A 9,734-nucleotide genomic window follows, 5' to 3' on the forward strand; every position below is an offset into this window, starting at 1 on the left:
CCCACATGTGAAAGGGCACCGCCGATATCTTAAAAGCAAACCCCGCTGCGATGAGCACAAATCCAAGGAGAAGCGCCGGCTCCCGAATTCCGTTGGCGACGATGGAATCCTTGATGGCGTCCAGATGGGTGCTGGCGGTCAACCCGAAGACCAGCACCATCCCGTAAAGCAGAACGGCGGAAGCGATTGCGCCCAGCAGGATGTATTTTATTCCCGACTCGGTGGACTTGCGGTCCTTCAGGAACGCCACCAAAGCGTACAGAGACATGCCGGAAAGCTCCAGGGCAAGGTAGATGGTGATCATTTCCTGGGCGGATGCCAGAACTATCAGCCCCAGCGCTGAGAGAAGGATCAACGCATAGAACTCCCCTCTCAGATGCTCGATCTTGGTGCAAACATATTCCCACGATGAGAGGATCACCATCGCCGTCGCTCCGATGATCAGGACATTGAAGAACAGGGCAAACTGGTCGACGGCCAGCATGTTATTCATCGCCGGACCGCCTTCGTTCCACAGATCGATGCTCAGGGCCAGCGGTACGATCAGTCCGGCTGCGCTGAGGATCGCCAGATACCGCTTGTTCTGAACAAAAAGGTCGAGTAGAATCACCAGTACGGCCAGCACGGCCATGCTCAGCTCAGGCGATATCAGATGCCATTCCAAGACTTTCTCCTCATCACTATGCGAATCAACCTCATACTCACAACCCAATAGCCGACACCGTCGGCTCCAGCGCCACATCGATGATGTCGGTAAGAACCTGCGGGAATATCCCGACCCCCATGATCGCCAGCATCAGAGAGAACATCACCAAACGCTCCCTCTTATCGGCATCGGGAAGATGATCGAACTGGCTCAAGGGCTCGCGGTAGAAGGTTCGCTCGATCATCCATAGAATATATCCAGCCGTCAGCACGATCCCCAGAATGCCGATGATGGCAAATATCTGGACAGCTGCAAACGCATTGCTATCGAAGCTGCCGACGAATATCAGGAACTCGGCAGCGAAGCCGCTGGTGGTGGGCAGACCGAGGGAAGCCAAACCGGCAATACTGAAAACCACCGCCGCTACCGGCATTTGCCGGGCAAGACCTCCCAGCATGGGAAGCCTTCGCTCGTGGGTCTTATCGTAGACCACCCCGACCATAGCAAAGAGCAAGCCGGTGACCACGCCGTGGCTGAATAGCTGCAATGAGGCGCCGGTGAGGCTTACCTCTTGAAGGGCAAAGATACCCACCAGCACATATCCCATGTGGCTCACCGAACTGTAGGCAATCAGCCGCTTGAGGTCGGTCTGGCGCAGGGTGACCGCTGCCCCATAGATCACTCCGATGATCCCCAGAAGCACCAGCAACCAGGCATAATCCTTGGCCACTTCCGGGAAGACCCCCACCAGGCGGATCATTCCGTACCCGCCCATTTTGATCAGCACACCGGCCAGCATCACGCTGCCGGCAGTGGGCGCATCGGTGTGGGCATCCGGGAGCCAGGTATGGAACGGGAACATCGGCAGTTTCACCGCAAAGCAGAAGAAGATCAGGAAAAAGATGGTGGTTTGCATTCCGATGGTGACCCCGGCAGACAGATCGCCCATCTGGGTCATATCGAAAGTGCCCAGCTCGAAATAGGCCACCAGGATTCCGGCCAGTAGTCCCGCGCTGCCGAGCAAGGTATACAGCAGATACTTGAAAGCGGAATATTCCCTTCTGCCCAGCGGGGGTTTGGTTCCCCATATCGAGATCAGGAAGTACATCGGGGCAAGCTCGATCTCCCAGAAGATGAGGAACAACAAGAAGTCCTGGGCGGCAAACACACCGAGGATGCTCAATTCCAGCAGCAACAACCAGGCAAAATACTCCCGTACTCGTTCGTTGATCTTCCACGAGATGAAAATGCACAGGAAACCCAGGAATGAGGTCAGCAGAAACAGAGGCGCGCTCAAGCCGTCCACTCCGAGGAAGTATTCGGCGCGGATCGATTCGATCCAGGTGTAGCGCTCGATGAACTGGAGGCCCACCGATCGATCGAAGCTGGCGAACATGGCAATCGAGAGCGCAAAGGCCAGCCCGGTGAAGACCGCCGCTAGGATCTTGATTCCCCTGTCGCTGATGCGCAAAAGGGCCACCGCTATCGCGCCGAAGAGGACCGTTCCCAGTATGATTGAGAGGATGTTGATATCTTCCAAGTGCGACCAATCCTCCTAAGAGCTTACCAATGAAACCCGATCAGGATCACAGCCATAATCACCACCAACCCGAACCCCATCGCGATCCCGTATTCCTGCAACTGGCCCGTTTCCAGCTTGCGCAACACACCGCCAAGGCCGCGTCCCAGAGCAGCCGCTCCATTCACGATGCCGTCGACGACAACCGTATCGAACCAGGCCAGAGCCCCGAAAACGCCCTTCATCAACACTCCCCTCACCAGCACATCTTCGTACAATTCATCGATGTAATACTTTCGATACCATAGCGTGCGGACAGGTTTGAACAGCCTGCCGATGGCCTCGTTGGATATCCACTGCGCGCTGTAGATCGCATAGGCAGTGAAGATGCCACACAGCGCCACCATCAACCCCAGAAGCGGCAATCCGCGCTCCGCATTGAATTCAAATTTAGTAAACGGCGCAAAGAAGCCGTGCCATTCCCCTCCGAGGAATTTGACTGCGCTCAACGATCCGACGGCCCAGCCGCTCCCGATGGCCAGCACGCAGAGCACCACCATCGGCCATACCATCACTGCCGGAGACTCGTGCGGATGAACCTCCTGGTGAGCGCCGTCCTCAGCTTTGCCCGCGTGAGGCAACCCCAGCGGGTCTCCGCCCCGGAACTCCCCATAGAAGGTCATAAAAATGACACGGAACATGTAAAACGCCGTCATGAAGACGGTGATCATGGCAAACCAGAAGAACCACGGGGTGTTCTCCCAGGCATAGAACAGGATGCCGTCTTTGCTCCAGAATCCTGCCAGCGGCCAGATGCCGGCCAGAGCCAGCGATCCGATCAGGAAGACGACGAAGGTCCAGGGCTGGTGGCGGCGCAAGCCGCCCATCAAGCGCATGTCGAAAGTTCCGGTGGCGTGATTCACGCTTCCCGAGGCAAGGAACAGCATCGACTTGAAGAAAGCATGAGTAAACAGGTGGAACATGCCGATGGCAAAACCGATCTCCATCAGATGAGCGGCTTCGGCGGGATCATGAGCGTTGGCCGCGCCATAGGCTACCGTTCCCAATCCCAACATCATATATCCCAGTTGGCTCAGGGTAGAGTAGGCCAGCACTCGCTTGATATCGTACATCACCATGCCCATGGTGGCAGAGAAGATCGCCGTGAATCCGCCAACTCCGGCAACCACCAGCGCGGCAGTCTCCCCATCGGGCATGGCAAAGAGAGGAAACACCCTTGCGATCAGATACACGCCGGCGCAGACCATCGTCGAAGAATGGATCAACGCGCTGACTGGTGTTGGGCCTTCCATCGCATCGGGCAACCACACGTGAAGCGGGAACTGGCCGGACTTGCCTGCCGCGCCGGCGAAGATGCCCAGCAAAATCCAGGTGAATGCGCCCGTGGTCAGGAAGCCGCCGATGATCGCTGCATGGGCCACCTCGGGAAGGTGCTGGATATTGAACACGTTGTATCCCATGCTGACAGCGGTGTCATTCATTGAGTGGTAGATCCCCACCAGCGCCAGAACCAGCCCGATATCGGCCAGGCGCGTGACGATGAATGCCTTCTTAGCAGCAGTCGCGGCGGAGGGACGATGATACCAGAATCCGATCAAGAGGTAAGAGCACAATCCTACCAGTTCCCAGCAAATGAAGGTGAACAGCAGATTCCCCGATAGCGCCACCCCCAGCATGGCGGCGGTGAAGAGCGGCATCCAGGTGAAAAAGCGCATGTAACCGTGATCGCCCTTCATGTACCCCTGAGAATAGATCTGGATCATCAGGCTGCAGGTGCTGACCACCAGCACCATGATGGCTGAGAGCTTATCCACCAATAAACCGATCTCGATATCGAAATTCTGCCCGATGGATAGCCAGTGGATATTGATCTGCCTGGGGAATTCCGGGGCGCCTTCACCGGCCACCGAGGCAACTGTCCAGATGGAAAGTCCCAGCGATCCGGCGATACAGGCAATGGTGATATAGCCGGAATAGCGAGCGCTCTTTTCCTTCGCCAACGGCCTCATTACCAGGCCGTTAAGCAAAAACGCGATGACCGGCAAGAAAATGATCAACCAGACGGCGCTATTAGGTATCATACATCTTCCAGATTTAAGCCTTGATCAGCTCCAGCCCTCCGCTTTTGGAGAAAGCTGCTCTTACCCCCTCGATCCCCCTCTCTCGTTCCGGAAGAGGGGGAAGAAGTGCAACCTTAGGGGACACCCCTAAAACCCCGATCATGTCGAGGGCAGACCCCCGGCAGAGGTAAGCCCTCTGCACACCCTTAACCTTGTCATTCCGGACCTGATCCGGAATCCATGTTTTCTTTTGCCTCCGGTGTGGGCAAGCCAAGGATTGCCCCTACTGACTGATAACTCAAAAGACTATCCTTTCATCGAATCGGCTTCCTCAACATCCACGGTCTCCCGGTTCTTGTAAAGCGCAATCACGATGGCCAGCCCCACGGCGGCCTCGGCGGCAGCCACCACAATGACGAAGAGAGCAAAGACATGCCCGGTCAGAATCACCGTTTCCGGCGCCAGATATCGTGAAAACGCCACCACCGCGATGTTGACCGCATTGAGCATGATCTCAATACACATCAGAACCCCGATGGCATTGCGTTTGGAAAGCGCCCCAAAGAGGCCGATGGAGAATAATATGGCCGACAGGACCAGGTAATGAGTCAGACCTACATCCATGTTACTTATCCCTCATCAGCGCGATGGCTCCCAGAACGGCAGCCAGAATCAGCGTTGCCGCAAGCTCGAACGGCAGCAGGAACCCCACATTCTCATTGAACAGGGCGTCGGAGATCGGTCCTGTAGTGGGTTGGTTTTCTGCGACCCGATTCACAGCATCGACCTGCGAGGCGTTGATAGAAGGCCATGTGGTATCGACGAAGCCAAAGATCAGCAGCCCCATCAAACAAGCGCATGTCACCAAAGCCAGAGGCCAGGCTCGGCTGAAAGGATTGCCGCTTCTGAGCTGTTTGGTTAGCATCACGGCAAATATGATCAACACCGAGATGGCGCCCATGTAGACCAGCACCTGGGCCACCGCCAGGAAATCGGCGCTCAGGCTGGCATAGATTCCAGCGACGGTGAAGAAGCACAACACCAGCATCAACGCCGCCCGGAACAGGTTGCGCAGAGCCACCACTCCGATGGCAGCGATCACGCCCACAATTGCGAAAATCCAGAAAGCAATATCAACACCCATATCTAGAAAGGCCTCTTATGTTTGCGATAAATCAACAGCGTCTGCTCCGGCAAGCCCTCTTCCAGCTCCGGTTTGAGGTAGGCGCTTTTCTCCTTTTCAGGCGAAGACAGATCGGCGGCATGAACAAAGAACTCTTCCCGCCGATATCTGGAGCGTTCATAGCTGCGGCCAAAGAAGAGCGCATTGGACGGGCATGCCTCGACGCAGAGTCCGCAAAAGATGCAGAGTCCTTCATCCATATCAAACTGATCGATCACTTTCTTGTTGTCGGCTCCCTTGGACGTCTTGATCTGGATAACGCCGTGAGGACAGGCCAGAGCGCAGGCGGCACACGCCGTACACGCAGCCGGGTCCCAGACCAGCTCCTGCCCCCGGGTTCGTTTGGAGACGGTGAGACGCTGTTCCGGATATTGCTCCGTGATCCGTTTGCGCGTGGCATGTTTGAGAGTCACCAGAAGCCCCTGCATCAAGCCGATCCCCACAGGAAGAGCAAATCGCTGCCCTTCCGCGACTTTGAACATGGCCGCCCATCCAGTCAGCAAGATAACCGAGATAACGATATTCACAGGGACCAGCCACCACCCAACCGGGTCCCAGTAAATGGTCTCAATGGCCACCATCAGCAGATTGACCAGTGAAAGCGGCAGCATGTATTTCCAGGCGAAGGCCATCAACTGGTCGATCCGAACGCGAGGCCAGGTCATCCGGGTCCACACGATAAAGGCAAAGACGGCAAAGAGCTTGAAGAAAAACCACATGAACGGAGGCAATATCGGCCCTTTCCAGCCGCCCAGGAACAAGGTGACGATGATGGCCGACTGGATGATGGCGCCGGCATATTCCCCCAGATAGAACATGGCAAACTTCATCCCGGAGTACTCGATGTGGTATCCGGCGACGATCTCCGAATCGGCTTCCAGCAGATCGAAAGGCGTCCGCTGGAGTTCTGCCAGCGCGCAGATGAAGTAGAAGATAAAGCTGATCGGTAAGAGGAGCGCGAACGGCACCGATTGCGCCGTGACGATCCCCTGCAAGGAGAGCGTGCCGGTCACCAGCACCACGGCCACCACCGCCAGAGCCATCGGCATCTCATAGCTGATCATCATGGCCACGCTTCTCATCGCGCCGATGGTGGCATACTTATTGTTCGACCCGTATCCGGCCATGAAAACAGCGATGGTCTCGATGGAGCCGACAGCCACCAAGAACAGCAACCCGACGTTCAGATCGGGGATGAGTCCCACCCCGTTCTGAATGGGAATGACGGCAAACATCAAAAGAACCGGGAAGAAGATGAGTATCGGGGCGATGAAATGGACCACCTTATCGGCGGTCGTGGGAACCACGTCCTCCTTCATCATGATCTTGATCGCGTCGGCCACGGGCTGCAGGAGACCGAACGGCCCAGCGCGGTTGGGCCCCATTCTCAGTTGAAAAGGCCCCATAAACCGGCGTTCAAACCAGATGAAGGCCATCACCAGCAGCAGCGCACCGGCAATGATGCCCACACCAAAGACCGCCCAATGCGCCCAGAAATTGTGGAAGGGCCAATCCGAAGAAACCGGACGATCCAGCCACCACGAGGCAGGTGAAACGGCCTGAGAAACTTCCGGCAGAACTATCATTATCGATCCACACTCGCCAGACAGATATCGATGCTGCCGAAGGTGACGATCAGATCGGCGATCTTGCTGCCGACCACCATATCGCGCAGCACCCCCAGGTTGATGAAGTCCGGGGCGCGAACATGCCAACGATAAGGCTTGGCCGAACCGTCGCTCACCAGGTAGAATCCCATCTCGCCCTTGGGCGCTTCGATGGCGGCATAAACCTCTCCCTTCGGCGGGCGCAACACTTTGGGAATCCTGGCCCTTACCGAGGATACCGGAGAAAGGTCCGTCATTTTGGCCAGCGCTTGCCTGACGATCCGATGGCTTTGCATGATCTCTGCCATGCGAACCCGATAGCGATCATAGTTATCGCCATTTTTGCCCACGATCACATCGAAGTTCAGGCGATCATAAATCGAATAGGAATCGTCGCGCCTCAGGTCCCAGTCCACCCCGCTGGCGCGCAGGCACGGCCCGCTCATCGAGGCGTTGATGGCTTGCCGGGCAGAGATCACGCCGGTCCCGATGGTTCGGGCCTGCAGGATTTCATTGCCTTTCAGCAGGTCTTCAAACTCCTGAAAGTAGCCGGGAAAGTCATCGAGAAACTTCTCCAGCGCCGGAACAAACTCCGACGGCACATCCTGGCTCACTCCGCCGATCCGTATGTAGTTGTAAAGCAGCCGCTGGCCGCAAGCCATCTCAAAAAGATCAACGATTTTTTCCCGTTCCCGCCACATCAGCAGGAGCGGCGTCATCATTGCGCCCAGATCATTAAGGAAAAAACCTACCGCGATCAGGTGATTGACCATTCGCTGCAATTCACACATGATCACCCGGAGGTATTCCGCCCGCTCCGGAACCTCGATTCCCATCAGCTTCTCCACGCTGAGGCAATAGCTGAAATTGCCCGCCATGGAGGAAACATAGTCGAGTCGGTCCGTAAAAGGGATGTTCTGGGTATAGGTGCGGCCTTCGGCCAGCTTTTCTATTCCCCGGTGCAGATAGCCGAACATTGGCTCCATTTCCCGGACTACTTCTCCATCCAGCGTCACCCGCATTCGGAAGACGCCATGCGTCGAGGGATGGTGGGGCCCCATATTCACCGTGACAAGTTCAGTTTTCAGCGGCATATCACCTAAGCCTTCGGCTTACCGAAGTCCTTTCTGAGCGGATACCCTTCAAATCCGTCCCACAGAACGATCCGCTTCAAATTGGGATGCCCGATAAACCGGATTCCCATCAGATCGAAGATCTCCCGCTCCTGCAACTCCGCTCCCCGCCATAAGGCGGTGATCGAGGCGATTCCCGGGTTCTCCCGATCCGAAACACGCGCCTTAACACACAGGGTGTGTCTCATTGTTATCGATGTCAGGTGATAGACGATCTCAAAGTGGTCATTGTTATCGACCGCCGTGACGCCGTTGAGATAGTTGAAGTCGAAATCCGGCGGCTCCTTGAGGAAACGCATCACCTCGACTGTTTTCCCCGGTGCAATGACAACTGTGGCTTCGCTGCTCTCAACCACAGCATCGGGTATCTTCTCTGTGATTTTGCCGGCTACTTCGGTCCCGATAAGCGCTTTGAGCTTCACTGATGCAACCTCGGCAGACCGATGTTCCCTTTGAGATATCCCTGTTGCTGGATCTTCTCGTGGAGCTTGATCAGGCCATGATAGAGCCCCTCCGGCCTCGGAGGGCATCCCGGAATATAGACATCCACCGGGATGATCCGGTTTACGCCCGGCACCACGCTGTAGGATTGGGCGAATGTGCCTCCGCTGATGGCACAGGATCCCATCGCCAGCACCCATTTAGGTTCGGCCATCTGGTCGTAGAGCCGACGCAGAGCAGGCGCCATCTTCCACGTAAGGGTTCCGGAGACGATGATCATGTCGGCCTGGCGCGGCGAAGGCCGCATGACTTCCATTCCGAACCGGGCCATATCCCACCGGCTGCCGGCAGCGGCCATCATTTCAAAGGCGCAGCACGCCAGACCAAAGAACATCGGCCACAGCGAGCGCTTTCGCGCCCACCCCAATGCCGCATCGGCCGTGGTCAACATGATATTGCCGTGATCGACCCCGGAGAGCCACGCATCAGGATCGGGAATCGGCTCCCTGGAGCTGGCTATCAAGTCTCTAATAGCTAACCCCTCATCCTTGTCAACGTCCTGGCTGGAATAAGGGATGATCAGACGATCTTGATCCGGCATGCTATTTCCACTCCAGCGCTTTCTTCCGCCAGGCATACAAAAAGCCGATCAGCAGGATGGAGATGAAAACGATCACCCCCACCAGCCCGTAAACCTTGGCCGAACGGCTCAGTCCCAGGAAATGCGCTGCCCAGGGAAACAAGAACAGTGCCATGATGTCCAGAACAACAAATAGAATAGCGAAGGTGTAGTAATGGAAATTGAACTGCGCCCAGCCATTACCCAGCGGTTTCATGCCGCACTCATAGATCTCCTGCTTAACGCTGCTGGGCTTCTGGGGAATCACGCCACCGCGTCTGAGAACAAGAGGGAGCGCGATAAGCAAGAAAGGGAATACTAATGCTAAAGCAGTAAAAAGTCCCAGAGTGCCTAGTGTCATGTCACGTAATGATTGACGGATAAAGCCGTCTCAATTTTACCCTGGCGTCGTCTATGGTAAAATGCCAATTAATCTTGGCATTTAGATTGTTTCTGCTCTTGCACCATGCCTCGACTTCTTTCGTTACCGTGGAGATGTGATCAA

11 protein-coding genes are annotated in these 9,734 nt (G+C 56.1%); all 11 read right to left on the reverse strand.

Annotation, left to right across the window (positions count from 1 at the left end):
* Nucleotides 1-664 (reverse strand): proton-conducting transporter membrane subunit (locus PHV74_07185; protein MDD5094145.1); only part of this gene is annotated, 664 nt, incomplete at its 3' end.
* Nucleotides 665-701: 37 nt separating this feature from the next.
* Nucleotides 702-2,186, reverse strand: a complete 1,485-nt coding sequence (locus PHV74_07190) for an NADH-quinone oxidoreductase subunit M (protein ID MDD5094146.1) — start codon at nucleotides 2,184-2,186, stop codon at nucleotides 702-704.
* A 23-nt stretch (nucleotides 2,187-2,209) separates the two neighbouring features.
* Nucleotides 2,210-4,267, reverse strand: a complete 2,058-nt coding sequence (locus tag PHV74_07195) for a proton-conducting transporter membrane subunit (GenBank protein ID MDD5094147.1) — start codon at nucleotides 4,265-4,267, stop codon at nucleotides 2,210-2,212.
* Nucleotides 4,268-4,552: 285 nt separating this feature from the next.
* Nucleotides 4,553-4,870, reverse strand: coding sequence for an NADH-quinone oxidoreductase subunit NuoK (gene nuoK, locus PHV74_07200; protein ID MDD5094148.1), 318 nt, complete (start codon nucleotides 4,868-4,870; stop codon nucleotides 4,553-4,555).
* A gap of 1 nt (nucleotide 4,871) precedes the next feature.
* Nucleotides 4,872-5,390 (reverse strand): NADH-quinone oxidoreductase subunit J, encoded by a 519-nt coding sequence (locus PHV74_07205; GenBank protein MDD5094149.1) that lies wholly within the window; start codon nucleotides 5,388-5,390, stop codon nucleotides 4,872-4,874.
* A gap of 2 nt (nucleotides 5,391-5,392) precedes the next feature.
* On the reverse strand, nucleotides 5,393-7,015 hold the full coding sequence (gene nuoH / locus PHV74_07210) for an NADH-quinone oxidoreductase subunit NuoH (GenBank protein MDD5094150.1): 1,623 nt from the start codon (nucleotides 7,013-7,015) through the stop codon (nucleotides 5,393-5,395).
* Nucleotides 7,015-8,130 carry an NADH-quinone oxidoreductase subunit D gene (locus tag PHV74_07215; GenBank protein ID MDD5094151.1) on the reverse strand — a complete coding sequence of 372 codons (1,116 nt, stop codon included), beginning with the start codon at nucleotides 8,128-8,130 and terminating at the stop codon, nucleotides 7,015-7,017. The genes nuoH and PHV74_07215 overlap by 1 nt, the downstream gene beginning before the upstream one ends.
* Before the next feature lie 5 nt (nucleotides 8,131-8,135).
* Entirely contained in the window at nucleotides 8,136-8,591 is a 456-nt protein-coding gene (locus PHV74_07220; GenBank protein MDD5094152.1) for an NADH-quinone oxidoreductase subunit C, read from the reverse strand.
* On the reverse strand, nucleotides 8,588-9,061 hold the full coding sequence (locus tag PHV74_07225; protein MDD5094153.1) for an NADH-quinone oxidoreductase subunit B: 474 nt from the start codon (nucleotides 9,059-9,061) through the stop codon (nucleotides 8,588-8,590). The genes PHV74_07220 and PHV74_07225 overlap by 4 nt, the downstream gene beginning before the upstream one ends.
* Before the next feature lie 151 nt (nucleotides 9,062-9,212).
* Complete coding sequence (locus tag PHV74_07230) at nucleotides 9,213-9,590, reverse strand: NADH-quinone oxidoreductase subunit A (GenBank protein ID MDD5094154.1); 378 nt, start codon at nucleotides 9,588-9,590, stop codon at nucleotides 9,213-9,215.
* A gap of 1 nt (nucleotide 9,591) precedes the next feature.
* Nucleotides 9,592-9,734: IS630 family transposase (locus tag PHV74_07235; GenBank protein MDD5094155.1), on the reverse strand; the 143-nt coding region annotated here is incomplete at its 5' end.

It is taken from the genome of Dehalococcoidia bacterium (genome assembly GCA_028711995.1).
Classification (GTDB): domain Bacteria; phylum Chloroflexota; class Dehalococcoidia; order SZUA-161; family SpSt-899; genus JAQTRE01.